Raw genomic sequence first — 25454 nt, forward strand, 5'->3', positions numbered from 1 at the left:
CTCGCGCCGATCGGAAGGGCCCCACGAGCTCCGGCGTGGGGGGCTTCGTCATCCGGGGTGGGTCGCGACCCAGCCGGACACGTCGTCGGAGCGGAGCGCGATCGACAGGCTGGAGATGGCCGACCGGTCGACCCGGACGTAGGACTGCCCGTCGTCGCTCGTGCCGCCACCGGCCGACGGCAGGGTCGTGGTGTCGAGGTCGTCCACGCGGAAGTCCCGGAGCGACCAGCCCAATCCGACGAGTGTCGAGAAGTCCAGGCCGGGGTCGACGGCGAGGTACTCGCTGCTCGAGGACACGAACCGCTGGATCGTCTGCGGGCTCGTCAGGGTGTCCTGGGAGACGACCCGTTGGACGACCGCGCGCAGGAACGCCTGCTGGTTCCGCACCCTGGTGTGGTCGGCGTCGGCGAAGGCGTACCGCTCGCGGACGAAGGCGAGGGCCGCGGCCCCGTCGAGGTGGTTCGGGCCGAGGGTGAAGTGGTGTCCCCGGGCGTCGAACGCGGTCGACGACTCGACGGTGACGCCTCCCAGCGCATCGGTCATGCCGGCGAAGCCCGCGAAGTCGATCTCGGCCACGTGGTCGATCCGGACGTCGAGGAGCTGTTCGACGGTCTGCACCGTCAGGGGGACACCACCCCAGGAGTACGCGGCGTTGATCTTCGCGGTGCCGTGACCGGGGACGTCGACCCAGGAGTCGCGGAGGATCGAGATCAGGGCGACGTGCCGGCGGTCCGCCGACACGTGCGCGAGCATCAGGACGTCCGCCCGACTCCCACCGGCGCGGTCGTGGTCCGGGTCGAGGCCGGCGCGTGAGTCCGAGCCGATGAGCAGCACGTCGAGTGCGTCCCCGGTGGCGGCGGGACGACCCGTCTCGGGGAACGGGGACTGGATGACCGTCCGCCCGGCGTCGTAGCGATGTGCCAGTCCGCCGACGAACGCGCTGACGGCCACGGCGAGGCCGATCGTCACGAGCGTGAGCAGCCCGACGGCGATCAGCAGCGCTCGGCGGACGGGGCGTCGGCGGTGGCTCCGGGCAAGGGCACGACGGCCGGACATGGGACTCCCTGGGTGCAGGCCGGCCTGGGCACCGACTAATCCAGGGTGACACATCTCACATATCAGGTGCAAGCTCCTCGTCGGTTGCCGGCGGACGCGTGCCGGCCAGGATCGCGCCGAGTCGCGCGCGGAGCTCCGGGTCGTCCGGCAGGACCTCCCGCTCGATGTGCCGCGCGGTCTCCCACATCCGCCGCCCGTGGTCGGTGGCCGTGACGAGCCGCCGACGGCCGTCCTCCGGGTGCGGGCTGCGCTCGATCATCCCGTCGCGCTCCAGGCGCTCGAGGGTGCGCGACATCGTCTGGGGCTGGACGCGGGCGGTACGGGCGATGACGTCGGCGCCGGTCGGTCCGGTGCGGAGGGCGATGTCGAGTGCGATGAGGGCGGCGTGCTGCAGCCCGATGGCCCGGAGGCGTTCGTCCCACTCGCGTTCGACGGCACGGGACGCAGCGGCGAGCAGGCGTCCGATCGGCCACTGCGCGGACTGGTCCTCCATGCCCCGAGTCTACGGTGGAGCAGTCCACCCGACCGCGGTGTGCCGCAAAGTGTTCAGCATGCTGACGATCGGTGTACGCTCGCCGTCGTGCCCCGCTCCCTCCGCATCGCGATCCCCGCCCTGGTCATCCTCGTCTGGCTGGTCGTCGCCTCGGTCGGCGGCCCCTTCTTCGGGCGGATCTCCGAGGTCTCGACGAACGACCAGACCTCGTTCCTGCCGGCCTCCGCCGACGCCACCGCGGTGCAGGACCGCAGCAGTGCCTTCCGGGACGCCAGCGGGGCACCGGCCATCGTCGTGCTCGAGCGGGACGGCGGCCTGACCTCCGCCGACACCGCCGCCGCCGACCGGATCGCCGACGTGCTCGGTGCCCGTGCCGACGTCGACCAGGTCAGCCCGGTGATCCCGAGCCGGGACGGCGACGCGGTCGAGGTCGTCGCCACGCTGACCGCCTCGGCCGAGACCGGGGACGCGGTCGCAGCGATCCGGGCGGACGTGGACGACGCCCTGCCGGACGGGCTGCGCGGGTACGTCACCGGTCCGGCGGGCTTCACCGCCGACCTCACCGAGGCGTTCGCGGGCATCGACGGCCTGCTGCTCGGGGTCGCGCTCCTGGCGGTGCTCGTCATCCTCATCGTGGTCTACCGCTCGCCGCTGCTGCCGTTCCTGGTGCTCGCGACCGCCGTGTTCGCCCTGACCGCGTCGATCCTGGTCGTCTGGGCACTGGCGAAGGCCGGCGTCGTCACCGTGAACGGGCAGGTCCAGGGCATCCTCTCGATCCTGGTGATCGGTGCCGCGACCGACTACGCGCTCCTCTACACGTCCCGGTACCGCGAGGCGCTCCGCGACCACCGCACCGGCTGGGACGCCACCAAGGCCGCACTCCGCGGCAGCCTCGAGCCGATCATCGCCTCGGGCGGCACGGTCATCGTCGGCGTGCTGTGCCTGCTGCTGTCGGACCTCAACTCGAACAAGGCGCTCGGCCCGGTCGCGGCGATCGGCATCGCCTTCAGTGTGCTCGCCGCCCTCACCCTGCTGCCCGCGCTCCTCCTCTGCTTCCGGCGAGCCGCGTTCTGGCCGCTGCGCCCAGCGTTCGGCGGCGCCCACCCGGTGCTCACCGGCCCGGACGCCCGGGGACTCTGGGCCCGGGTGGGCCGGCTCGTCGGGCGGCGCTCCCGGGTGGTCTGGATCGTCTGCACGGTCGGGCTCCTGGCGATGAGCACCGGCCTGCTCGGGCTGCGCGCCGACGGGGTGCCGCAGAGCGACCTGGTGATCGGGCAGTCGCAGGCCCGCGACGGCCAGACCGTGCTGGCGGACCACTTCCCCGGTGGCTCCGGCAGCCCGGCGCTCGTGCTCGGTGACGCGGACCGGATCGACCGGCTCGCCGACGCGGTCACCGGGGTGGACGGCGTCGACGGTGTCACCGCGGCCGCGAAGGACGCACCCTCCGGCACCACTCCGGTCGGCGCGGACGCCGCCGGCACGACGACCGGCACCACGACCGGCGCCCCGGCTGCCGACCCGACCGTGTCACGCGGCCAGGTGCTCCTCGAGGCGACCCTCGCCGACCCGGCCGACTCCGCCGCGGCCGAGCGGACCGTCCGACAGCTCCGCACCGCGGTCGAACGGGTCGACCCCGGTGCCCGCGTGGGTGGGGTCACCGCGACCGCGATCGACACGAACGACACCGGCATCCGCGACCGCACCCTGATCATCCCCGTCGTCCTGGGCGTGATCCTGCTCATCCTGATGCTGCTGCTCCGGAGCATCGTGACACCGCTCGTCCTCATCGGCAGCGTCATCGTGTCCTTCGCGGCCGCGCTCGGCGTCGGCGCGCTCGTCTTCGACCACCTGTTCCACTTCCCCGGAGCCGACCCGTCGGTGCCGCTGTTCTCGTTCGTGTTCCTGGTGGCGCTCGGCGTGGACTACAACATCTTCCTCATGACCCGGGTGCGGGAAGAGACACTCCGCCACGGTCCGCGCGAGGGCGTCCTGCGCGGACTCGGGGCCACCGGCGGGGTGATCACCTCTGCGGGCGTCGTACTCGCCGCCACCTTCGCGGCCCTCGGGGTGATCCCGATCCTGTTCCTCGTGCAGATCGCCTTCGTCGTCGCGTTCGGGGTGCTGCTCGACACCGTGGTGGTCCGGTCCCTGCTCGTGCCGGCGCTCGTGCTCGACCTCGGTCGTCGGGCCTGGTGGCCGTCGCGCCTCTCGCGCCGACCGCGTGACATGTGACACGCTGAGCGCATGCCCGTACCCTCCACACAGCCGGCCGCCGAGCGCAAGCTCCTCCGTGACACCGTCCAGGACAAGATCCGCGACGCGATCATGGACGGCACCCTGGAGCCCGGCGAACGCCTCAACGACGACGACCTGATCGCCTGGCTCGGTGTCTCCCGCACCCCGATCCGCGAAGCGCTCGCCGAACTGGCCCGCGCCGGACTGGTCGAGATGGCGCCGAACCGGTACACCCGGGTCGCCGCCCCCACCAAGACCGAGCTGCTCGACGCGTACCAGACCCTCGGCGTGATCTACGGCGGTGTCGTCCGGCTGGCGGTCCCGCGCTTCACCGACGCCGAGCGCCGCCGGGTCGTGGCGACGCTCGACCAGGTGCTCACACGACTCGGCAAGGGCGAGCAGGCGGCCCTGGCGCACGACGGCGCCGACGTCTACGCGATGTGGGCCGACGCGTGCGGCAACGCCTCGCTCGCGCAGCTCTGCAAGGCGACGACCGACGGGCTGTCGTTCAAGCTCCGCGTGCCCGAGATCGCCGAGGTCGTGCCCGTCGACGTCGTCACGCCCCGGATCGCGGACCTCCGCGACGCGGTGCGTGCGAACGACCCGATCGCCGCCGAGCTGGCCATGGAGGCCGTGCACCTGCTGCCCGAGCGGAGCTGAGACGTGGGCTCCGAGCGGAGCTGAGCGGCGGGCGGTCGCTCAGGCCGGTAGCAGCCCGGTCGTGAGCCCCACGCCCCACAGCACCACGATCGCGGCGAGTGCGCCGAGGTGCCACCACCCGTGCATCACGAGCACGGCCGCGAACTCGCGGAGGAACGCACTCGGCACCGACTGCCTGGCCGTCGGTGCCCCGAGCACCCGGGCGTCGAGGCCCGTCCGTCGCGCTGTCATCGCGGTGCGCATCACGTGGTAGTCGTTCGTGACGACGAGCGTCCGGCCGTGCACCCCGGCGTCGCGCAGCACCTCGCCGGAGTACCGGAGGTTCTCGCGGGTGTTCGTCGACCGGCCCTCGCGGTGTACCAGCCCGGCGGGCACACCGTGCGCGACCAGGTACTCCGCCATCGCGTCGGCCTCGGTGCGGTCCTCGTCCTCGCCCTGGCCGCCGGAGGGCACCACGACCGGGGTGCGGCCGGCGGCGACCGAGCGGTGGAACACCTCGAGCGTGCGGTCCAGGCGGGACCGCAGCATCGGCGAGACCGCACCGTGCACGAGCCCGCAGCCGAGGACGACGAGTGACTCGGCCTCCTCCGTGACCCGGACGTGCCCGTACGCGACCGCGGCACCGAGGAAGACGGCGAACACCAGCGCCAGGTACCCCGCCAGTGCCAGGACCAGCACGAGCAGTGCCGTGCTCACCGTGGTCCCGACGGCGGCGAGGACCGCGACCAGGACACCGAGCGCCAGGACGGCCAGCCCGGCGACGAGCGCCAGCAAGCGGGTCAGGCTCCGTGCGCCGCGCCGGAACGCACGGGCCCCGTTCACCAGCAGGGGGACCGCCACGGCGGCGCAGCAGACGGCGACGACGGTCAGGAACACGCGACCGACAGTACGGGGCGAGCATGGGTGGACGGGAGGCGGTGCGCACGTCCGGCACCGGGCCTCCCGGAACGGTGCGTACAGGACGTCCAGGCGGAATCCATGTCATCTGCGCGCTCCACGGTTATGGTTCTCCCCGTGACGAACGCACCCGAGGAGACCAGGCCACGCCGGGCCGATCGCGCCGTGCCGCCCCGCCACGGACGCCGCAAGCGCCACTGGGGAGTCGTCTTCCCTGCGCTCGCCGGCGTCCTCACGATGGCCGTGCTGCTGAGCGGCGGGTACGCGGCGTACGCGTACAACCGCCTGGCCAGCAGCGTCACGAAGGTGGACGCCATCGGCAGTGCGCCGCCCGCGAAGGACGACGTCGACGGCCGCGCGATGAACATCCTGCTCGTCGGCGACGACCACCGCCCGGACAACGCGACGCCGGAGCAGATGGCGGAGCTCAACACCCAGTCCGACGGCGGCGCGACCAACACGGACACGATGATCGTGCTGCACATCGCCGCGGACGGCCGGAGCGCGACGATGATCTCGTTCCCGCGCGACTCGTACGTGGACATCCCGGGCGTCGGCAAGGGCAAGCTCAACAGCGCGTTCTCGTACGGCACGATGAACGGCGGCGGGGACACCGGCGGCGCGAAGAAGCTCATCGCGACGATCCAGGGCCTCAGCGGGCTGACGATCGACCACTACGTGCGCGTCTCGCTGCTCGGGTTCTACGAGATCGTCAAGCAGCTCGGTCCGGTGAACGTCTGCCTGAACCAGGCCGCCCAGGACGACTTCTCGGGTGTCGACCTGCCGGCCGGCGTCTCCGAGCTCAACGCGGCGCAGGCCCTGTCGTTCGTCCGGCAGCGGCACGGTCTGCCGAACGGTGACCTCGACCGCCAGGTCCGCCAGCAGTACTTCCTGTCGCAGGAGGCCCGGAAGATCCTGTCCGCCGGCACCCTGCTCAACCCGGTGAAGACGACGAACATCATCGACGCGATCGGCAGCTCGGTGGAGACCGACCAGGGGCTCGACATGCTGACCCTGGCGCGGCAGATGAGCAACCTGCGCCCGTCGAACATCAAGTCGGCGACGATCCCGATCCTCGGCACCCCGACGATCTACCCGAACGGGTCGGCACTGTCGATCGTCGAGGTCGACACCGCCGGCATGCCCGCGTTCGTGCAGAGCCTGGTCGGCGAGCCGCCGGCGTACACGAAGGCGACCGCGGCTGCGGCCGGGTCGGTCTCGGTAACGGTCTCGAACGGCAGCGGCGTCACGGGCGCCGCGGCCGCCGCTTCCGCGGTGCTCGCGGGTCGTGGCTTCCAGGTCGGCGCCCCGGGCTCCTCGGACACCACGGCGACGACGATGGTGCAGTACCCGGTCGGCATGGAGGCGCAGGCCAAGGCCCTGGTCGCCGTCGTGCCCGGCGCGGTGCCGGTCCAGAGCACCGCCGTGCAGGGGGTCACCCTGGTGCTCGGCACCGACGGCAAGACCCCGCAGGCCGCCGCCCAGCCGGGCACGTCGACGTCCGCCCCGGCGGAACCGTCGAAGGAGGCCGCCGCGCCGAAGCCGACGACGGCGCCCGCCGAGCCGAGCCCGTCGTCCACCGCAGTCCACGAGTACGGCCAGGAAGGCGTCTGCATCAACTGACGCCGGCTCGTCCGCCGCGTCTCGCCGCTGTCATCCAGACTGGCATGTCACATTACGGGGCGTGGATGACGAGCTGCGCCGACGACGGGACGAGGAGCGCGCCCTGCTGCTGCGGGTCGCCGCGGGGGACCGGGAGGCCTTCCGCCGGATCGACGAGCGGTTCCGGCCGATCGTCCTGCAGGTCGCCCGGCGGCAGCTGCACGACGTCTGGCTGGCCGAGGACGTCACGCAGGACGTGATGCTCGAGGTCTGGCGGCTCGCTCCCCGCTACGACCCGTCGCACCCGGTGATCGCCTGGATCCGGACCATCGCGACCCGGCGGGCGATCGACCGGGTCCGGAAGGCCCAGGCGGACCGCGAGCGGGACCGGCGCCTGGGCATCCGCGACCACGAGGCACTCGACCACAGCTCGCTGGACCGCGCCGAGGCCGTGCTCGACCGACAGGCGCTCCGCCGGGCTCTGGGCACGCTGCCGGAGCGACAGCGGCACGCGGTCGTCCTCCGCTACTTGGCCGACCTGTCCGGCCCCGAGCTCGGGCGGGCGCTCGGGGTCCCCACCGGCACGGCGAAGTCCCGGGCGCGCGACGGCGTGCTGACGCTCCGGCGGACCCTGGTCGGTCCGGCAGGCGAAGGCAGCGAGGGCTCCGGGGACCGTCTGGGTAGGTTCGAGGGGTGACCAGCACCGCACGCCCGATCACCCTCATGACCTACAACATCAAGAACCCGGACCCGGTGCACGACTGGCCCGCCCGACTGCCCGTCGTCCTCGACGTCATCCGCCGCCACGAACCCGACCTGCTCTGCGTGCAGGAGGCCTTCGACCACCAGATGGACGCCCTCCGCGCAGGCCTGCCCGACCACGATGCCGTCGGCCAGGGACGGGAGGGCGGTACGGCCGGCGAGCACGCCGCGGTGTTCTACCGGCGCGACCGGTTCCGCCCCGTCGAGTCCGGGTCGTTCTGGCTCTCGGACACCCCGGACGAGCCCGTCTCGAACACCTGGGACAGCCTGTACCCGCGGATCGCGAACCACGCGCAGTTCCTCGACGCCGAGGGCCCGGCGTTCACCCTGCTGACCACGCACATGGACCACGAGCAGGGCCCGCACGGCGACGAGGTCCGCGCCCGCAGCGCCGCGCTCGTCGTGCAGCGGCTGTCGGTCGTCGACGGTCCGGTGCTGTTCGCGGGCGACTGCAACGAGCCCGCCGGGGCAGGGGCGGCCTCGCAGGTGTTCGCGGACGCCGGGTACACCGACGCCTGGAGCGTCGCGGGTGACCCGGACGACCACACGGCGTCCTACAACGACTGGCAGCCGCCGGTGGCGACCGGGGAGCGCATCGACTGGGTCTTCACGCGTGACGTCACCGCGGTCGACCAGGTGCGGATCGACCACGACGGGCCGGAGACCTGGTTCGCGAGCGACCACTTCCCGGTGATCGCGACGATCCGGGTCTGAACCTCAGAAGCCGCGGGGCCTCAGCAGCCGCGAGCGGGGCGGATCGGCATCGGCGACCCGATCACGGTGACGGTGGAGTCGTCGGTCAGGACCGAGACGCCGTTGGCCCCGTCGCCATCGGCCCCGTCATCGTCGGCGCCCTCCGCACCGTCGGTGCCGCGGTGGCCAGCGGTCCCGCGGTCGTCAGCGTGGTCGCTGTCGTCGGTCCACCCGCGCTGCAGCAGGAGCTGCCACGCCTGGGCGTCGTCCGACCCGAGGGACTCGCGGTCGCTCGACGGTGCGTCGTCGATCTGCTCGGAGACGTCGTCACCGACCTGGACCCCGTCCGGCCCGGAGAGCTCGATGACCGCGCCGAGACGGGAGCGGACGTGGTCGCGGAGCACGCGGACCTCGACCCGGTTGCCGGCGGTGCCGGGCTCCGCCAACGCGGCGACGCGGATCGCACCGCCCCACGTCGAGGTCGTGCTGGCCGGCACGCAGCGACCGGCGTCGCCGACGGCGGTCTGCGCGCGGGCCGGCGTGCCGAGGATGCGGTTGAGGACCGAGACGGTGTGCTTGGCGTCGCGCATGGACACGGTCGTGACGGTGTGGTCGTCGGAACGGAACACGATCGACTCGGCGCGGAGCTCGACGGCGTCGACGGACTTCAGCGCGCCGGACGACACCGGATGCCAGGTCGGCACGGGGTCGGCGGTGCGGGTCGCGGACGCGGTCGGCTCAGCGGCAGCAGCGCGGTCGGCGTCCTGGCCGGACCAGTGCACGACCGCCTGGCCGTTGCCCACCACGAGGGCGAGCGCCACGGCGCCGATCGTCATCACAGTCCTGGGAGTCACTCGCTCGACCGTAGCGGCCCCTGCCGGGCTGGGCGACGGGTGTTACCGAAACGGGTCCAACCGTCACCGGACCGTGACATTCCCAGGACGCAGGCCGGACGGGGTCGCGCCGCGTACCGTCGGACCCATGGCGGAGTACGTGGTGGACAGCACCGGAGACAACGCGGCGCACGGCGTCGACCTGATCGAAGGCGACGAACCGGCGGTGCGGATGATCGTGCACGGCGACCTGCCGGCGACCATCGACCACGACGGCCGGACGTGGGCGCGCACCGGCGACGCCGAGGACCAGGGTGACGACGCCCCGCCGATCGCGGTGTACCGCCCGGTCTGAGGGCCGCCCGCTGTGGGTCCACGCGGCAGCAGCCGGTCTGCGCGGCGGGGGACAGCCTCCTGAACGGGGACCGGAGCGGCCGTGCGTACCGTCGCAGCCATGACGGACCAGCGGATCGACCAGTACACCATGCAGGACCCGACGAAGCTCTACGCCGACAAGAAGCCGGACGAGCAGTACCTCGAGGGCGCCGGCACCGACGCCGAGATGGCGGAGAACGTCCCGGCCGACCACGGCGAGGACACCTACCGCGGCTCCGGCCGTCTCGAGGGCCGCAAGGCGCTCATCACCGGCGGCGACTCGGGCATCGGCGCGGCCGTCGCCATCGCGTACGCCCGTGAGGGCGCGGACGTCGCGATCGGCTACCTGCCCGAGGAGCAGGAGGACGCCGACCGCATCGTCGCCCTCATCGAGGCCGCCGGTCGCAAGGCCGTCGCCCTGCCCGGGGACATCAAGGACCTGGCGTTCTGCGAGCAGCTCGTCGAGACGGCCGTGCAGGAGCTCGGCGGCCTCGACATCCTGGTCAACAACGCCGGCAAGCAGCAGAACGTCGACGACATCACGAAGATCTCCGACGACGAGTTCGACGAGACCTTCAAGACGAACGCGTACGCGACGTTCCGCATCACGAAGGCCGCCGTGCCGCACCTCAAGCCGGGTTCGACGATCATCAACACCACGTCGATCCAGGCGTACGCACCGTCCCCGCACCTGGTGCACTACGCCGCCACGAAGGCGACCGTGAACAACCTGGCGAAGGGCCTGGCCGCGCAGCTCGCGCCGAAGGGCATCCGCGTCAACGCCGTCGCACCGGGCCCGATCTGGACCCCGCTGCAGCCCGCCGGCGGCCAGCCGTCCGACGCGCTGCCGTCCGCGGGTGAGCAGACCTACCTCGGCCGCTGGGGCCAGCCCGCCGAGCTCGCGCCGGCGTTCGTGTTCCTCGCCAGCGGGGAGTCGTCCTACGTGGTGGGCGAGACGCTGCACGTCGACGGCGGCATGCCCACGCCGTAGTCGGTGACCCGGCGGCGACGCCGCGCATGACGGGAGGCCCGTGGCTGCTCAGCCACGGGCCTCCCGTCATGCGGTCGGACCGGCCGCGTGTCGGCGGACCGTCAGCGCGTGCCGCAGGTCCGCGCCATCGACTCGAGCAGTTCGCGCGCCGCGAGGGCGGCGGCCAGCTCGACCTCGACGGGGTTGATGCCGACGGCCTGCTCGAACTGCCGACGCCGGGCCTGCAGCGCGACCGGTACCTCGGGCCGCTGTGGCAGGACGGCGATCGCGGCGGCGGCGGCCTCGAACGCACCCTCCGGACGGCCGAGGTGCTCCCACATCGTGCGGACGTCGTGCGCCACCTGCTCCGGGGTGCTCGCGAACTCGAACCCGGCGGACGCCATGGTCGCCAGGCCCTGTGCGGTGGAGTCGTTCGGGGACATCCCGGCATCGTCACACACCCGGCCGCGGACACGCCCAGGCAGTGGCCGCCGAGCGCCTCCGCTTGTCCCCCATGTTGCCGACCCCCGGACCGGGGATGCGCCGGACCCCCGATCTCCGCCAAGATCGACGTGCGGACAGGACGTCCGCACCGCCTGGACGCGACGGCCACGACCTGACCGTGTGTCCCGGACACGGAGGGCACGATGCTCGAGGACACCAGCGCCGACACGATGGCTGCCGCTGCGGCTGCGGCGACCCTGCACCTGCGGATCAGGATCGTGGGTGCCACCGTCGACCTGCTCCGTGACGTGCCCTTCCACGAGGCACGCGCCGAACACGTCGCCGAGCGGCTGGACATCTCGACGCACGAGCTGCAGCAGCACTTCCCGTCGTGGGACGGGCTCGTCCTGGCCGCGGTGGACCGGTGGAACGGTGCCCGGATGGACGAGGTCACCCGCGAGGTCGGCGACGGCAGCACCGTCGAGCTCCTCCGCGCGATCGTCGCCTCGAACGCCGACGACCCGGCACTGATGCGTCTGCTCGTCGCACTGCTCAGCGTCGCCGGCAACCCGCAGCACGCCATGTCGAACTACCTGCGGTCGCGGTACCAGCTGTTCTTCGCCCAGGTGAAGCGCGGCCTGGAGCACGACATCGCGGTCGGACGAGCCCCGCACACGATGGACCCGCGCCGCGGCGCCGAGCAGCTCATCGCCCTGTACGAGGGGCTGCAGCTGCAGGCGCTCCTGCGCAGCGACCTCGACCTGGTCGCGGCCTTCGACCGGGCAGTGGCCCGCCTCGAGCGCGGCTGGATGGAACGGTACGAGGCGACCGCGCAGCGCCGGCTGTCGACCTGGGGCGACGTGTCCTGGTCCGACGACGAGACCTGGTCGGTCTGACGGAGCGGCCTCCGCCGGGACTGTCCCTGCCGGGTCGGCCCCTGCCGGGTCGGCCCTGCCGGGCAGGCAGGGCCCGTCCGTGCTGGCCGCCGACCGCACCCGCTGGGACGTCGCCGAGGGGAGCCCGGGTACGCCGGGAAGCCCAACGGAAGGAACGATCGTGGCAGCACCGAACCCCATCCAGATCCAGAAGTACCTGAGCGGCATCGACTACCCCGCCTCGAAGGACGACGTCGTGTCGACCGCCGAGAAGGAGAACGCCCCCGACGACGTGCTCGAGGCGCTCCGTGCGATCCCGGACGGCGAGTACGACGGCCCCACCGACGTGTCCAAGGCCGTCTCGGACGCGAGCTAGCGCCTGCGGCCTGCTGCGGCCCGTCGGCTGCGGCCTGCGGTCGGCCGAGGTTCGCGCTGGGCGACACCGCGCGCGGCCCCGTGCCCGCGCCGTGTCGCTCAGCGCGAACTCCGGCGCCGCGGCCGGCTCACCAGCGCGGGACGCTGCCGTTCCCCGGGTCGTAGCCGGAGTCGCGGATGACCGGCAGCGCGGTGGTGTCGCTGTGGACCGAGTGCACCTCGATCCGGCGCCCGCGACGCAGTGCACGCCGTGCCCCGGGGGTCGCGAAGAGCCCGCCGAGCACCAGTCCGGCCCCGATCGCGAGCGCCACGGTCACCGCCGACCCGAAGTCCAGCACCGAGCTCGACGACCCGCTCATCACGTTGAGCAGCGCGTTCGACACCGCGACACCGGGCAGCAGCGCCCCGCAGAACGCGGGCACCGCGATCGCCGAGACGGCCGTGCGCATCCGGACGGCCGCGTAGGTCGAGAGCACGCCGAGCAGCACCGCCGCCAGGAACGTCGCACCGAGCAGCGGCAGGCCGAACTCCTTGAGCTGCCAGAGCGCCGCCCCCGCCGCGACCGAGAACACCACCGCGACCGGGATCACCCGTGCGCTCGCCTGTTGCACGAAGCAGTTCGCCCCGGCCGACGCCACGGTCAGGGACAGCGACGCCCAGAGCGGCAGGGCCTGGGTGACGATGCCGGACGGCTCGACCTCGAGCCGGAGCCAGTGCGTCACGGCGATGCCCGCCGGCACGCCGACGACGATCGCCGCGATGAGCATGCCGATCGTGAACGCCCGGGCGACCGCCATCGCGCGGAACCCCGAGATCGCGTCCTGCGCCCACGTCACCAGTTGCACGTGCGGCAGCAGGAGCACCACGAGGGCCGCCACCATCGTCGCCGCACCGGTCGAGGTGAGCACACCCGCCCAGATCGCGAGCGTGCCGATCACCGACGCCACCGCCCCCTGCGCGCCGGAGACGAAGAACTGCGGGTACCCGCGGCCGGTCAGCCACCGCCCGGAGACGATGATGCCGAGCATCAGGACGAACGCCCCGACGCCGGCCCGCCAACCACCACCGGCCTGCAGCGCGATCGAGGTCCCGAGCACCGACAGCCCCACGTCGGCGAGCCACATCGGCCACCGCGGCGGCATCCGGAGCACCGCCACGAGGGCGCTCACGGCGCTCGTCATGTCCCGGTCGTCGTGGATCACGTCGTCGACGATCTGGTTCGCCCACGTCAGCCGTCCCAGGTCGGCACCGTCGGAGCGCGTGCTGCGCATCTTGACGAGCGGCGGGCCCTCGGTCGGCGAGTACTGGATCGTCACCGAGCTGCCCGAGAAGTCCAGGTCGAGCGGCGCGAGGTTCCACTTCGTGGCCACCGCGATCACGGCGGTCTCGACGCTCCGGGTGTCGGCACCGGAGGCGAGCATCACCTCGGTCAGGTCGAGGCAGAAGTCGACGATCTGTCGGGCCGAGTACTGCTCCCGCAGCGAGCGCGTGTCCGGCGTGACGTGCTCGTAGATCGTGCCGCGCAGTCGCGCGCGGACGTCCCGCATGTCGTGCTGGGCGACGCTCCGGGCCTTCGGGCGCGGACGGGGTGGACGGCCCGGCCGGGGGCCGGGAGGGAGCGGTTCGGCCATCGGACCATTGTGCCTGCCGTCCTCGTGCGCCGCCTGGTGCCGGGTGGGACGACGGACGGGAGGCTCCCCACCGGTCCGGTGCGGAGCCTCCCGTCAGTGCGGTGCGCGCTGCTTACTGCTCGAAGGTGGCGTGCAGTTCGATGTCGACGCCGATGAGGGCCTTGCTGACCGGGCAGGTCGCCTTGGCCTCGTCGGCGGCCTTGAGGAAGGTCGCCTCGTCGATGCCGGTGACCTCGCCGTGCACGGTGAGGACGATGCCGGTGAGCTTGAAGCCGGCCGTGTCCGGGCCGAGCGAGACGTCGGCCTTGACGTCGAGGGACTCGACGGTGCCGCCGGCCTCGCCGAGGACGGCGGAGAACTGCATGGCGTAGCAGGCCGAGTGCGCTGCGGCGATGAGCTCTTCGGGGCTGGTGGTGCCGCCGGCCTCGTCAGCGGCGCGCTTCGGGAAGGACACGTCGTAGGTGCCGACCTTCGAGCTGGAGAGTTCGACCTGGCCGGAACCGTCGTTGAGGCCGCCGTTCCAGGCGGTGCGTGCGGTGCGCGTGGGCATGGCCGCTCCTTTCATTCGGGGTGTGGGCCGGGTGCGACCCTCGGTGCCGAGTCAATCGGAGAACGCTCGTTCTCGCAACCGGTTCCCGGGGAAGATGCAGCCTGGTGGCCCCGCGGGCTCAGGTGGCGCGCAGGTCGGACAGTCGGCCGCCCGTCGCCCCGGTGGTGACTTCGGCGACAGGTGTAGTTTTGCGGCATGCGTGCAGTCGTCTTCGAGCAGTACCAGACCTTCCCCGCCCTGACCGACGTCGAGAAGCCCACCCCCGGCCCGGGCGAGGTGCTCCTCAAGGTGGCCGGCGCCGGTGCCTGCCACTCCGACGTCGCCGTCTACCGGGAGTTCCAGGAGGGTCAGCCCGGGGCACAGCAGCCCGCGTTCGTCCTCGGCCACGAGAACTCCGGCTGGGTCGAGTCCGTCGGCGAGGGCGTCACCGGTTTCACTGTGGGCGACGCGTACCTGGTCTACGGGCCGGTCGGCTGCGGACACTGCCGGTACTGCTCCAAGGGGCAGGACACCTACTGCGAGAACGCCGCCACCAACCCGTACATGGGCATCGGCCTCGGGCGAGACGGCGGCATGGCGGAGTACGTGACCGTCCCGGCCCGCAACCTCGTCCCGCTCGGTGACGCCGACCCGATCGCCGCCGCACCCCTCAGCGACGCGGCCCTGACGCCGTACCACGCGATCAAGAACTCCCTGCCGAACCTGGCCGGCGGCGGCAAGTACGCGCTCGTCGTCGGACTGGGCGGCCTCGGGCAGATCGCCGTCCAGATCCTCACCGCCCTCACCGGTGCGACCGTCATCGCGACGGACATGAAGGAGGACGCGATGGCGCGCGCTGCCGAGCGCGGCGCGATCACCGTCCCCGGGGGCCCCGACCAGGCCGACCGGATCCGCGAGATCACCGGCGGCAAGGGTGTCGACGCGGCGTTCGACTTCGTCGGTGCGACCCCGACCGTCAAGCTCGCGCAGGCGTCGATGGCCGTCGGCGGACGCTTCACCGTCGTCGGGATCGCCGGCGGGACCACCGAGTGGAACTTCTTCTCGACCCCGTACGAGTCGACCATCACGAACACCTACTGGGGCACGATCGAGGACCTGCACGACGTCGTCGCGATGTACCGCGCGGGTCAGATCGAGCCGGACATCGAGCGGTTCGCCCTGGCCGACGCGCTCGAGGCCTACCGGAAGCTCGAAGCCGGCGAGCTCAGCGGCCGCGCGGTGGTCGTGCCGACGCTCTAGCGTCCGTCGGTCATCCGGCCGTATGGTCGGGTCCGATGACCGACGCAGCCGTCCTCTCCGCACTCGAGACCTGGTCCCCGACGCAGCTGCGGGACTGGAACCCGTCCTGGCGTCAGGACCTGGCGGTGTCGGCCGAGCCGGCGCTCGCCCTGGTCGGTGACGCCTCGTGGGGCGCGGCGGTCCGCGATGCCGTGCAGCTCCCCGTCGCCGATCCGCTGCTGTGGGCGAACCGACGCCTCGAGCTGTCGTCCGGGCACTGGGCGATCACGGGCATCCGGTTCCGCGGGCGGGACGTCGCGAAGCCCTTCGTCGACGTCATCGCCACGGACGTGACCCCGGACGCCGCCGGCATCGCCGAACTCGCCGAGGTGCTCGCCGCCCACCGGGAGTTCGCCCCGCTGTGCCTCCGTGTGCACCTGCCCGGCGACCAGCGGTCGGCGCCGGCGTCGGACGGGTTCACCGCCGTACCGGACCTGCTCGTGGTGGCGGCCCCGGTCACGCGGGTGGCCGACGGCGCCGCGGGCACCGGTGCGGACGTCGAACTCGTCCGGGCCGAGCCGGCCGGGGCCGCCGTCCGGGTCGCCGACGCCTACGACGGACTGCGGCGGTCCGTGCCGGACCTGGACCAGTGGGCGACCCCAGCCGACGAGGACGCGCTCGCCGACGCGGACGAGGAAGGGCTGCTGTTCGACGTGCTGATCGCCGGGCGCACCGCCGGGGTCGTCGCTGCAGCGCGGGACGACGTGGACGGCTTCACCGGGTTCACGGTCGAGGAGATCGTCCTGGATGCCGAGCACCGCGGACACGGGTACGGGCCGCTCGTCCTGCGCCAGCTCGCTCGTGCGCTGCCGGCCGGCACCTCGGACGTGCTCCGGGGGCACATCCACCCCGGCAACACCCGGTCGCTCCGGAATGCCCTGGCGAGTGGGCGCGAGGTGGTGTCGTCGCTGGTGTGGGTCACGCCGACGGGCTCCCCGGGCATGCCGACGATCTGAGGGATCGCAGCGCACGTATGGGCAACATTTGTGTTCATCACTGAACACAATCGTTGCATCGCAGGTGCGGTGATGCCTTGACGGGGGACCTCGGCAGCAGGAGTCTTGCGCGCATGACCCTGTTCATCAGCTGTCCGGTCGCGAGCGTCGAGCGTGCGACCGCCTTCTACGAAGCCCTCGGCTGGACGCAGAACGCCGAGATGTCCGGCGACGCGGTGTCCTGCTTCGCGATCGCCCCCGAGCAGTACGTCATGCTCGCCAGTCGGGAGATGTACGCCAGCGTCGGCGGCACCGAGGACCTGATCGGCGGTCCGGACACCCCCTCGAAGACGACGGTGTCGTTCGACCTCCCCAGCCAGGAGGCCGTGGACGAACTCGTCGAACGCGCGGCCGCTGCGGGCGGCACGACCGGCGACACCGACGACTACCCGTTCATGTACCAGCGCCAGTTCGACGACCCCGACGGGTACCACTGGTCGCCGTTCTGGATGAAGCCCGTCGCCGCGACCGCCTGACGGCCCGCGCCTCCGGTCGTCAGCCGGCGGGCTCGACGCAGGCGGACGGCACCCTGGTGCAGGAGGTCGACGGCACGGTCACTGTGCGCGGTCCGGGGTCCGTGCCGCGTACCCGACGCGGCTCTGCTGGACGTGCGCTGCCATGCGCGCGACCGCCGTCTCGACGTCCCCGGCGTCGATCGCCGACAGGATCTGCCGGTGTTCGGGCCAGAGCCGCTTGCCGCGCGAGAAGGTGTCCATCGCGTACAGCCACTCGATCTTCCGCGAGAGCTGGCGGAGCAGCGTGGCGAGCGTGGTGCTGCCGGAGAGCTCGGCGACCAGGAAGTGGAAGCGGTCGTTGAGGTCGACGAGCTGCCCGAGGTCGTCGTGCTCCACCGCTCGGTCCCCGGTGTCGAGGACCACGCCGAGCTCCCGGCGCACCCGCCACCAGTCCGCCGGTGGGGTGTCGCCGTCGAACAGTGTCCTGGCGCGGGTCGCGGCACGCCTGGCGGTGGCGACCTCGAGCGACTCACGCACCGCGAACAGGTCGTCGGCCTCGTCGACGGGGATCGCGGCGATGCGCGAGCCGACGTTCGGCTGCGACACGACGAAGCCCTCACCCTCGAGCCCGCGGAGCGCCTCGCGCACGGGCACCCGGGAGACGCCGTAGCGCTCCGCCAGGAACGCCTCGGTCACCCGGGTGCCGGGCAGCAGGTCGCCCGCGACGATGTCGCGGCGGATCGCGTCGAGGACACCGGCACCGTTCAGCACGGGGCCAAGCGTCCCACAACCGGCCGGGACGCTCGTCACACCGCGCTCTCCGCGAGCGCTCGACCCGGGATCGCGTCGAGCAGGTCCTTCGTGTACTGCTCCTGCGGGTCGTCGAACACCCGGGCGACCGAGCCCCGCTCGACGACCGCACCGCGCCGCATCACCACGACGTCGTCCGCGATCCGCCGGACCACCCCGAGGTCGTGCGTGATGAACAGGTAGCTCAACCCGAGTCGGTCCTGCAGGTCGTCGAGCAGGGCGAGGATCTGCTCCTGCACGAGCACGTCGAGCGCGGAGACCGCCTCGTCGAGGATGAGCAGGTCCGGCTCGAGCGCGAGCGCCCGGGCGATCGCGACACGCTGTCGCTGTCCGCCGGAGAGTTCGTTCGGCCGCAGCTGGGCGACGGCCCGGGGCAGGGCGACCTGGTCGAGCAGGGTCGCAACGCGCTCGGTGCGCGCGGCCCGGTCGCCGATGCCGAACACCCGGAGTGGTTCGTCGATCACCCGCTCGATGGTGGACGTCGGATCGAGCGACCCGTACGGGTCCTGGAACACCGGCTGCACCCGACGGCGGACGCCCCGCCGCTCGGCCCCGCGGGCGCTGCCGATCGACAGCCCGTCGACCAGGGCGCTGCCGGACGTCGGCGCCTCGAGGCCGAGCACGATCCGGGCCACAGTCGTCTTGCCAGAGCCGGACTCCCCGACGACGGCGGTGGTGGTCCCGCGGCGGACCGCGAACGACACCCCGTCCGCCGCCCGCAGCGTGCCCGCGCCGCGACCGCGGATCCGGTACTCCTTGACCAGGTCCGACACGACGAGGATCGGCTCACCGGTGACGATCGGCTCGGGCGGCAGTCCGGACAGTGCCGGTGCGGCCGCGATGAGCCGCTTCGTGTACTCGTGCTGCGGGTTCCGCAGGATGTCGTCGGGCGCGCCCTGCTCGACGACCTCGCCGTCGAGCATGACGACCACCCGGTCGGTCCGGTCGGCCGCGACCCCGAGGTCGTGCGTGACGAACAGCAGCGTCGTGCCGTGCTGGTCGACGAGCGTCTGCAGGTGGTCGAGGATCTGCCGCTGCACGGTCACGTCGAGTGCGCTCGTCGGCTCGTCCGCGATGAGCAGCTCCGGCTGGCGGGCCAACGCGATCGCGATGAGGATGCGCTGCCGCATGCCGCCGGAGAACTCGTGGGGGAACTGGTCCGCGCGCCGGCTCGCCTCCGGGATGCCGGCTTCGGTCATCAGGGCGACCACCCGCTGGCGGATCGTGGCCCGCCCGCGCATCCCCCCGGCGCGCAGCGTGTCCGCGATCTGCGCCCCGACCCGCATCGAGGGGTTCAGGTTCGTCGACGGGTCCTGCGGGACGAGCCCGATCCGGCCACCGCGCACCCGTCGCATCGCCGACTCGTCGGCCCCCGCCACGTCGAGGTCCCCGAGCCGGATCGACCCGCCCGTGATGTGCCCGGCACCGGGCAGCAGCCGCAGCACGGCCGCGATCAACGTCGACTTGCCGGAACCGGACTGGCCGACGATCGCGACGCGCTCGCCGCGGCGGACGTCGAGGTCGACGCCGTGCAGCACCTCGGTACTGCCGAACGCGACCCGTAGGTCACGCACGGAGAGCAGGGGCTCACCGGGGACGGCCGGGAGGCTCGACTCGCGTCCGCTGGCCGTCGTCCGGTCCGTCATGGGTGCGTCAGCGTCCTGTGGCATGTCCCTGGGCTCCTCTCGGGTTGGCGGCGGCGCCGAGGACGCCGGTGGCGGGGTCCCGCGTCACGCAGGAAAGACGGCCGAGCGACCAGTCGCCGGCGCGGGTGACGACGTGCCCGAGGGCCTCCAGGCCGGCGATGACGTCGTCGCCGAGGCGGTCCTCGACCACCAGGCCACCGGGCGTCCAAGTCCGGGGCCAGAACGAGCCCGGGAAGGACGTGGTGTGCAGCGCGGGGGCGTCGATGGCCTGCTGGGGGGTGTACCCGCCGACGATCGTCCGGAGCAGGAACAGCAGCTGCCACTGGTCCTGCTGGTCACCGCCGGGGGAGCCGAGCGCCATGACCGGTGCGCCGTCGCGGAGCACCAGGGTCGGCGTGAGGGTCGTCCGCGGGCGCTGGCCGGGGCGCAGCGTCGACGCGGTGCCCTCCTCGAGCCAGACCATCTGCAGGCGGGTGCCGAGGCAGAACCCGAGCTCCGGGATCGTCGGCGAGGACTGCAGCCAACCACCAGAGGGGGTGGCGCTGACGATGTTGCCCCAGCGGTCGACGACGTCGATGTGGACGGTGTCGCCCCGGGTCTCGCCGGTCGCCATCACGATCGGCTCGCCGCGGTCCTCGGTCAGGGCGTCGTCCTCGGCCGGGGCCGCGACGGCGGTCCCGCGGGCACCGGGCACGGTCGGCTCACCGACGCCGGCGACGGGTTCGCCCCTCGGTGTGTACGTCTCGCGGAGTGGCGGGAGCGCCCCGGCGGCGACGGACACCGACCCCGGACGGAGCTCGTGCGAGGCGCGCTCGCCGATGAGGGTGCGGCGCTCGTCCGAGTACGCGTCGGAGAGCAGCTCGGCCATCGGGACGTCGCCGTCGCCGTAGTACGCCTCGCGGTCGGCGAGGGCGAGCTTCTGCGCCTCGACGATCGTGTGCGCACCGGCGACGGTGGACGGGTCGAGCAGGGCGTCGTCGAGCGGGTCGAGCAGTCGCAGCGTCTGGAGCAGCGCCGGCCCCTGTCCCCACGGCCCGGTCTTCGCGATCGTGCAGCCGCGGAACTCGGCCGTCGTCGCCGGTTCGTACGAGGCCCGGAACGCCGCGAGGTCCTCGGAGCGGATGACCCCGGCGTGGTCGGTGCCCGAGGCGTGGCGGTGCGGGGTCCGCACGAAGCGGTCGATCGCCTCGGCGACGAACCCGGTCGCCCACGCGTCCCGGGCGGCGTCGATGCGGGCGACGCGGCCCTCGGCGGCCGCCCCGTCGTGACCGGAGCCGGCGTCGACGAGCCGCTCGAGCACGGAAGCCCACGTCTCGTTCCGGACGACGTCCCCGGCGACCGGCACCGTCCCCACGGGCTCGGCCGCCACGTCGCTCCGCAAGCTCCGCGACGCGTCGGAACCGGCCCGCGTGGGCCCACCTCCCGTCAGCCACAGAGCGGCGGAGGACGGCCAGTGGTCGCGGAACAGGCTCTGCACCGTCGCGATCGTCGCGGCCACGCGCGGCGCGATCGGGTGCCCGTCGCGGGCGTAGCCGACGGCCGGCGCGAGGACGTCGGCGAGTTCCCACGTGCCGTGGTCGCGGAGCAGCAGGAGCCAGGCGTCGACGGCGCCCGGGACGGCCGCGGCGAGTGCCCCCGCGCCCGGGACCAGGTCGAGGCCTTCGGCACGGAAGTGCTCCGGCGTCGCGCCGGCCGGAGCCGGACCCTGCCCCATGAGGACCCGGGGCGTCGGGTCGTCCGCGGTGGCGAAGATCCCGGTCATGTCGCCACCGGGGCCGTTCAGGTGCGGTTCCACGACGTGCAGGACGAACGCGCCGGCGACGGCGGCGTCGAAGGCGTTGCCGCCGCGCTCCAGGACGGACTGCGCGGTGGCGGTCGCGATCCAGTGCGTGGACGCGGCCATGCCGAACGTGCCCAGCAGGTCCGGCCGGGTGGTCTCGGCACTCGGTTCGACGAAGGCGGGGTTGGTGCTCACGGTGTCACTTCCGGTCGGAGGCGGTGGGGTCGAGGGCGTCGCGCAGGGCGTCCCCGAACAGGTTGAAGCCGAGGCAGATGACCGCGATGGCGATGCCGGGGACGATCGCGGCCCACGGCGCCTGGCCGAGGTACTGCTGGGCGTCCGAGAGCATGATGCCGAGGCTCGGCGTGGGCGGCTGGATGCCGAGCCCGAGGAAGGACAGCAGCGCCTCGCCGATCACGGCGACCGGCATGATCACCGTCGCCTGCACGATGATCGCCGACACGCAGTTCGGCAGCACGTGCTGGGCGATGATGCGGGCGCCACCGGCGTCGAGGGTCTTCGCGCTCGTGACGAAGTCGGCGCTCGTGATGCGGAGCGTCTCACCGCGGACGATGCGGATCATCGCCGGGACGTGCGAGACGCCGATCGCGATGACCGCGTTCGACAGGCTCGGACCGCTGATGGCGGCGAGGCCGACCGCGATGATGAGGAACGGGAACGCGAGGGCCACGTCGGTCAGGCGGGAGATGACCGCGTCGAGCCACTTCCAGTACCCGGCGAGCAGGCCGAGCGGCGTGCCGATGACGACGGACACCAGGACGGACAGCGCGCCGACGATCAGCGAGACCTGCACGCCGTAGAGCGTGCGGGACAGGATGTCGCGCCCCAGGTCGTCGGTGCCCAGGCCGAACCCGACCGTGAACGGCACCTGGAACGGCAGGTCGAAGTGCGTCTCGGTGGGGTCGTGCGGGGCGACGAGCGGCGCGGTGAGCGCCGCGAGGACGACGACCGCGAGCATGACGCCCCCGGTCATGCCGAGGCGGTTCGATCGGACCTGCCGCCAGACACGGCCGCGGCTGGAGCCGAGGTCGAACGCGGCGGCTTCGGTCGGGGTGAGCGTGGTCACTTGGTCCCTCCCACGCGGATCTTCGGGTTGATGACGGAGTAGAGCACGTCGACGGCGAAGTTGATGAGCACGTAGCCGAGCGTGATGACGAGGACGACGGCCTGGATCACCGGGTAGTCCCGGGTGAACACGGAGTCGAGTGTGAGCTTGCCGAAGCCGGGCAGCGCGAAGATGCGCTCCGTGACGACGGCGCCCGAGATGAGCCCGCCGAGCTGCAGCCCGACGATGGTGACGACCACGATCATCGAGTTCCGCAGGCCGTACCGGAACAGCACCCGGCCCCGGGAGAGGCCCTTCGCCCGGGCTGTCCGGACGAAGTCGGTCTTCATCGTCTCGATCATCGACGCCCGCGTCTGCCGCATGATCACAGCAGCCAGCGAGGTGCCGAGGATCAGCGCCGGGAGCGTCAGGTGGTAGAGCGCGCTCAGCGGGTTCGTCGTCATCGGGACGTAGCCCGAGGCGGGGAACCATCCGAGGCCGGCCGCGAGCCACACGATCGCCAGGATCCCGAGCCAGAAGTTCGGCACCGACAGCCCGACGAGCGCCGCGGCGTTCGCGATCCACTCCGGCCACCCGCCCCGGTACCGCTCCGCGAGGGTGCCGAGGGCGACGCCGACCAGCACCGCGACGACGATCGCGTACAGCGCCAGCCACAGCGTGACCGGGAGCGTCGCGCCGAGGAGCTCGGTGACGGGGGTGCCGGTGCGGGTCGAGCGACCGAGGTCGCCCTGCAGCGCGTTGACGACGAACCGCCAGTACTGCACGACGATCGAGTCGTCGAGGCCGAGCGAGGCCCGGACCGCGGCGAGGCGGGCGGGGCTCGCTTCCTCGCCGGCGAGTGCGAGCGCCGGGTCGCCCGGCAGCTGCCGGACGCCGACGAACACCACGATGGAAGCGAGGACGAGGGTGAGCGCCGCCTGCCACAGGCGGGTCGTCACGTAGCGGATCACTTGTCGGTCCCTTCCACGAACGCGGCCTGGCTGAGCCGGACCACGCCGTCCGCGTACGTCGAGACGCCCGCGACGTCGTTCCGGAGACCGGTGATGCTCCGGGTTCGGTAGAGGTAGATGATCGGGTCGTCGCGCTGCACGAGCTCGGTCATCTGCCCGTACAGATCGGCGCGTTCCTGCGCGTCGGTCGCCTGCGCGGCGCGGTCGATCAGGTCGTCGACCTCGGGGTTGCTGTACCCGGCGTAGTTGTTGCCGCCGCCGGTCGCCAGGAACCCGCCGATGTTGCCGTGCGGGTCCACGCGGCCCGACCAGCCGAGCTGCAGCGCCTGGAAGTCGCCACGGGTCTGGTCGTCGAGCAGCGTCGTGTACTCCACCGGGGTGATCGTGATCGCGAAGCCACCGGCACGGGCCTGCGCCTGCAGGGCCTGGGCGAACCGGACCGTGTCGGGGGTGTTCGTCACCTCCATCTCGATCGGGAACGGCTGCTGCACACCGGCCTTCCGCAGGATCTCCTTCGCAGCGTCCGGGTCGTAGGCGGGGCACGCCTTGCTCGCGTCGCTCGCGAAGATGCTCGTGTCCGGCACCGGTGAGCAGGCGACGTCCGCCCAGCCGTGGAACACGCTCTGCACGAGCTCGGCGCGGTTGATCGACATGGACAGCGCTCGCCGCACGTCCGCACGCTTCGCCAGGGGGGTGTCGATCTGCCGCGGGTCGGTGCCGACGCCGTCCTGGTTGCCGATGTTCACCGTGATGCCCTGGTACCCGAGCGACCCGGTGCGCAGGACGGTCAGGTCCTTCCGCTTCCGCAGGTCGTCGACGTCTTGGGTGGAGATCGTGTCCGCCACCTGCACGTCCCCGGACTTCAGGTTCGCCGCGCGGATGCTGGCGTCGGTGATGATCCGGTACGTGATGGTGTCGAAGTGGGCGCTCGCCGTGTCGTAGTACTCCGGGTCGCGCTCGACCTGGATCGACGTCTGCGGCACCCGCTTGACGAACTTGTACGGGCCGACGCACACCGGGGCGTCCCCGAACCCGTCGCCTTCCTCCCGGAGCGCGGTCGGTGACATCACCATGCCCGCGCGGTCGGCGAGCGCTGCCGTGATCGGTGCGAACGGGGTGTCGTAGTGCAGCTGGACGGTGTGGTCGTCCACCGCGGTGACGTCCGACACCGGCCCCATCTCGCTCTTCCGGCTGGAGTCGGCCTTGGTGAGGTTCCGCTCGAGTGTCGTGACCACGGCCGCCGCGTCGAACGGGGTGCCGTCGGCGAACCGGACGCCGGTCTTGACGGGGAACGTGACCGTCTTCCCGCCGTCGGACACCGTCGGCAGCGCCGTCGCGAGCATCGGCACGATCGCGCCCTCGGCGTCGATGTCGTACAGCTTCTGGCACATCGTCTCCATGACGTACCGGGTGTACAGCGACGACGAGGTCGTGGGGTCGAGACGGTCCGGCTCCGCGGAGAGGGCCATCACGAGGTCGCCGCCCTCGCGGACCTGGCGGTCGCCGATCGGTGCGGTGGTGACGGTGCCGGCGGTGGTGCCACCGGCCTTCGAGCGTTGGACGGGCACGCACGCGGTCAGGGCGAGCGTGGCGGCGATGACGACCGCTGGCAGGGCGAGGAGCGTGCGGCGGCGACGGGGACTGATCGGGGACATGGGGTTCCTGATGCGGTGTGTGGCGTGGCGTTCCTCGTGGGATCGCGCTCAGGAGCGGGGTTGATTGCATACAATCACGAATGGCAGCCCCTGTTTGTGCACAATCTGTTTCGATCCTGTAAACCATCGCCCCGAGACGAAAGCGTCGAGTGCGTCGCCGACTGAGCACGCCCCCCGGAACGCCGGGAGCACACGGACCCGCGTCGCGCAACGCCCCCGGACCGGGGGATACCCCAGGCGCGCCCGGCCTGCGACCCTTGACCGTCGAGCTGTACAGGGACGGCTCGACACCGGACACGCACCGCGCTGGCGCTCGGCCGCCCGCGGTGGGCCTCACCACGAGCAGG

At 72.5% G+C, this 25454-nt stretch carries 25 protein-coding genes; 12 read left to right on the forward strand and 13 right to left on the reverse strand.

Annotation, left to right across the window (positions count from 1 at the left end; translation table 11 throughout):
• Nucleotides 1-48: 48 nt before the first annotated feature.
• Together SOM35_RS04015 and SOM35_RS04020 are read right to left on the reverse strand one after the other, a co-directional pair.
• Nucleotides 49-1056: an LCP family protein gene (locus tag SOM35_RS04015; RefSeq protein WP_320514471.1), complete on the reverse strand. Its 1008-nt coding sequence runs from the start codon at nucleotides 1054-1056 to the stop codon at nucleotides 49-51.
• Between the two features lie 55 nt (nucleotides 1057-1111).
• Complete coding sequence (locus SOM35_RS04020; RefSeq protein WP_320514472.1) at nucleotides 1112-1549, reverse strand: MarR family winged helix-turn-helix transcriptional regulator; 438 nt, start codon at nucleotides 1547-1549, stop codon at nucleotides 1112-1114.
• Nucleotides 1550-1636: 87 nt separating this feature from the next.
• Between SOM35_RS04020 and SOM35_RS04025 the strand changes: the two genes are divergently transcribed.
• Nucleotides 1637-3781: an MMPL family transporter gene (locus SOM35_RS04025; protein WP_320514473.1), complete on the forward strand. Its 2145-nt coding sequence runs from the start codon at nucleotides 1637-1639 to the stop codon at nucleotides 3779-3781.
• A gap of 12 nt (nucleotides 3782-3793) precedes the next feature.
• The gene (locus SOM35_RS04030) at nucleotides 3794-4444 is read left to right on the forward strand and encodes a GntR family transcriptional regulator (RefSeq protein ID WP_221849814.1); all 651 of its coding nucleotides are present in this window, start codon (nucleotides 3794-3796) and stop codon (nucleotides 4442-4444) included.
• Nucleotides 4445-4483: 39 nt separating this feature from the next.
• Here SOM35_RS04030 and SOM35_RS04035 read toward each other — a convergent pair whose 3' ends face one another.
• A complete protein-coding gene (locus tag SOM35_RS04035; RefSeq protein ID WP_320514474.1) occupies nucleotides 4484-5320 on the reverse strand; it encodes a YdcF family protein in 837 nt (278 codons plus the stop codon).
• 138 nt (nucleotides 5321-5458) lie between these two features.
• Between SOM35_RS04035 and SOM35_RS04040 the strand changes: the two genes are divergently transcribed.
• The 3 genes from SOM35_RS04040 (at nucleotide 5459) to SOM35_RS04050 (ending at nucleotide 8419) form a co-directional block, all read left to right on the forward strand.
• Nucleotides 5459-6964 (forward strand): LCP family protein, encoded by a 1506-nt coding sequence (locus SOM35_RS04040; protein ID WP_320514475.1) that lies wholly within the window; start codon nucleotides 5459-5461, stop codon nucleotides 6962-6964.
• 61 nt (nucleotides 6965-7025) lie between these two features.
• The gene (locus tag SOM35_RS04045) at nucleotides 7026-7640 is read left to right on the forward strand and encodes a sigma-70 family RNA polymerase sigma factor (protein ID WP_320514476.1); all 615 of its coding nucleotides are present in this window, start codon (nucleotides 7026-7028) and stop codon (nucleotides 7638-7640) included.
• On the forward strand, nucleotides 7637-8419 hold the full coding sequence (locus SOM35_RS04050) for an endonuclease/exonuclease/phosphatase family protein (protein WP_320514477.1): 783 nt from the start codon (nucleotides 7637-7639) through the stop codon (nucleotides 8417-8419). The genes SOM35_RS04045 and SOM35_RS04050 overlap by 4 nt, the downstream gene beginning before the upstream one ends.
• 20 nt (nucleotides 8420-8439) lie before the next feature.
• Here the strand turns inward: SOM35_RS04050 and SOM35_RS04055 are convergent, their stop codons facing one another.
• The gene (locus SOM35_RS04055) at nucleotides 8440-9252 is read right to left on the reverse strand and encodes a hypothetical protein (protein WP_320514478.1); all 813 of its coding nucleotides are present in this window, start codon (nucleotides 9250-9252) and stop codon (nucleotides 8440-8442) included.
• A gap of 127 nt (nucleotides 9253-9379) precedes the next feature.
• On the opposite strand from SOM35_RS04055, the gene SOM35_RS04060 reads away from it, so the two are divergent.
• Nucleotides 9380-9586, forward strand: a complete 207-nt coding sequence (locus tag SOM35_RS04060; RefSeq protein ID WP_320514479.1) for a hypothetical protein — start codon at nucleotides 9380-9382, stop codon at nucleotides 9584-9586.
• A 99-nt stretch (nucleotides 9587-9685) separates the two neighbouring features.
• Nucleotides 9686-10597, forward strand: coding sequence for an SDR family oxidoreductase (locus SOM35_RS04065; RefSeq protein ID WP_111075159.1), 912 nt, complete (start codon nucleotides 9686-9688; stop codon nucleotides 10595-10597).
• 101 nt (nucleotides 10598-10698) lie between these two features.
• Here SOM35_RS04065 and SOM35_RS04070 read toward each other — a convergent pair whose 3' ends face one another.
• Nucleotides 10699-11019, reverse strand: a complete 321-nt coding sequence (locus SOM35_RS04070; RefSeq protein WP_320514480.1) for a hypothetical protein — start codon at nucleotides 11017-11019, stop codon at nucleotides 10699-10701.
• Between the two features lie 204 nt (nucleotides 11020-11223).
• Between SOM35_RS04070 and SOM35_RS04075 the strand changes: the two genes are divergently transcribed.
• Together SOM35_RS04075 and SOM35_RS04080 are read left to right on the forward strand one after the other, a co-directional pair.
• Complete coding sequence (locus SOM35_RS04075; protein ID WP_320514481.1) at nucleotides 11224-11916, forward strand: TetR/AcrR family transcriptional regulator; 693 nt, start codon at nucleotides 11224-11226, stop codon at nucleotides 11914-11916.
• Nucleotides 11917-12076: 160 nt separating this feature from the next.
• Nucleotides 12077-12271, forward strand: coding sequence for a DUF2795 domain-containing protein (locus tag SOM35_RS04080; protein ID WP_111075156.1), 195 nt, complete (start codon nucleotides 12077-12079; stop codon nucleotides 12269-12271).
• 127 nt (nucleotides 12272-12398) lie between these two features.
• On the opposite strand, the gene SOM35_RS04085 is transcribed toward SOM35_RS04080, so the two are convergent.
• Nucleotides 12399-13901, reverse strand: a complete 1503-nt coding sequence (locus SOM35_RS04085) for a threonine/serine exporter family protein (protein ID WP_320514482.1) — start codon at nucleotides 13899-13901, stop codon at nucleotides 12399-12401.
• 112 nt (nucleotides 13902-14013) lie between these two features.
• Nucleotides 14014-14451 (reverse strand): OsmC family protein, encoded by a 438-nt coding sequence (locus SOM35_RS04090; RefSeq protein ID WP_320514483.1) that lies wholly within the window; start codon nucleotides 14449-14451, stop codon nucleotides 14014-14016.
• A gap of 195 nt (nucleotides 14452-14646) precedes the next feature.
• Here SOM35_RS04090 and SOM35_RS04095 point away from each other — a divergent pair, with 195 nt between their 5' ends.
• From SOM35_RS04095 to SOM35_RS04105, 3 genes are all read left to right on the forward strand, one after another.
• Complete coding sequence (locus SOM35_RS04095) at nucleotides 14647-15690, forward strand: NAD(P)-dependent alcohol dehydrogenase (RefSeq protein ID WP_320514484.1); 1044 nt, start codon at nucleotides 14647-14649, stop codon at nucleotides 15688-15690.
• A 35-nt stretch (nucleotides 15691-15725) separates the two neighbouring features.
• Complete coding sequence (locus SOM35_RS04100; RefSeq protein ID WP_320514485.1) at nucleotides 15726-16685, forward strand: hypothetical protein; 960 nt, start codon at nucleotides 15726-15728, stop codon at nucleotides 16683-16685.
• A gap of 113 nt (nucleotides 16686-16798) precedes the next feature.
• Entirely contained in the window at nucleotides 16799-17200 is a 402-nt protein-coding gene (locus tag SOM35_RS04105; protein ID WP_320514486.1) for a VOC family protein, read from the forward strand.
• A gap of 78 nt (nucleotides 17201-17278) precedes the next feature.
• Here the strand turns inward: SOM35_RS04105 and SOM35_RS04110 are convergent, their stop codons facing one another.
• From SOM35_RS04110 to SOM35_RS04135, 6 genes are all read right to left on the reverse strand, one after another.
• Entirely contained in the window at nucleotides 17279-17950 is a 672-nt protein-coding gene (locus SOM35_RS04110) for a GntR family transcriptional regulator (protein WP_320514487.1), read from the reverse strand.
• Between the two features lie 35 nt (nucleotides 17951-17985).
• Nucleotides 17986-19635, reverse strand: coding sequence for an ABC transporter ATP-binding protein (locus SOM35_RS04115; RefSeq protein ID WP_320514488.1), 1650 nt, complete (start codon nucleotides 19633-19635; stop codon nucleotides 17986-17988).
• A gap of 7 nt (nucleotides 19636-19642) precedes the next feature.
• Nucleotides 19643-21538, reverse strand: a complete 1896-nt coding sequence (locus SOM35_RS04120) for a gamma-glutamyltransferase family protein (RefSeq protein WP_320514518.1) — start codon at nucleotides 21536-21538, stop codon at nucleotides 19643-19645.
• Nucleotides 21539-21614: 76 nt separating this feature from the next.
• Nucleotides 21615-22502 carry an ABC transporter permease gene (locus SOM35_RS04125; protein WP_320514489.1) on the reverse strand — a complete coding sequence of 296 codons (888 nt, stop codon included), beginning with the start codon at nucleotides 22500-22502 and terminating at the stop codon, nucleotides 21615-21617.
• Nucleotides 22499-23452 carry an ABC transporter permease gene (locus tag SOM35_RS04130; protein ID WP_204610046.1) on the reverse strand — a complete coding sequence of 318 codons (954 nt, stop codon included), beginning with the start codon at nucleotides 23450-23452 and terminating at the stop codon, nucleotides 22499-22501. Before SOM35_RS04130 ends, SOM35_RS04125 begins: the two co-directional genes overlap by 4 nt.
• Nucleotides 23449-25107, reverse strand: coding sequence for an ABC transporter substrate-binding protein (locus tag SOM35_RS04135; RefSeq protein ID WP_320514490.1), 1659 nt, complete (start codon nucleotides 25105-25107; stop codon nucleotides 23449-23451). Before SOM35_RS04135 ends, SOM35_RS04130 begins: the two co-directional genes overlap by 4 nt.
• Between the last annotated feature and the right edge of the window lie 347 nt (nucleotides 25108-25454).

Source organism: Curtobacterium sp. CFBP9011 (genome assembly GCF_034045095.1).
GTDB lineage: Bacteria > Actinomycetota > Actinomycetes > Actinomycetales > Microbacteriaceae > Curtobacterium.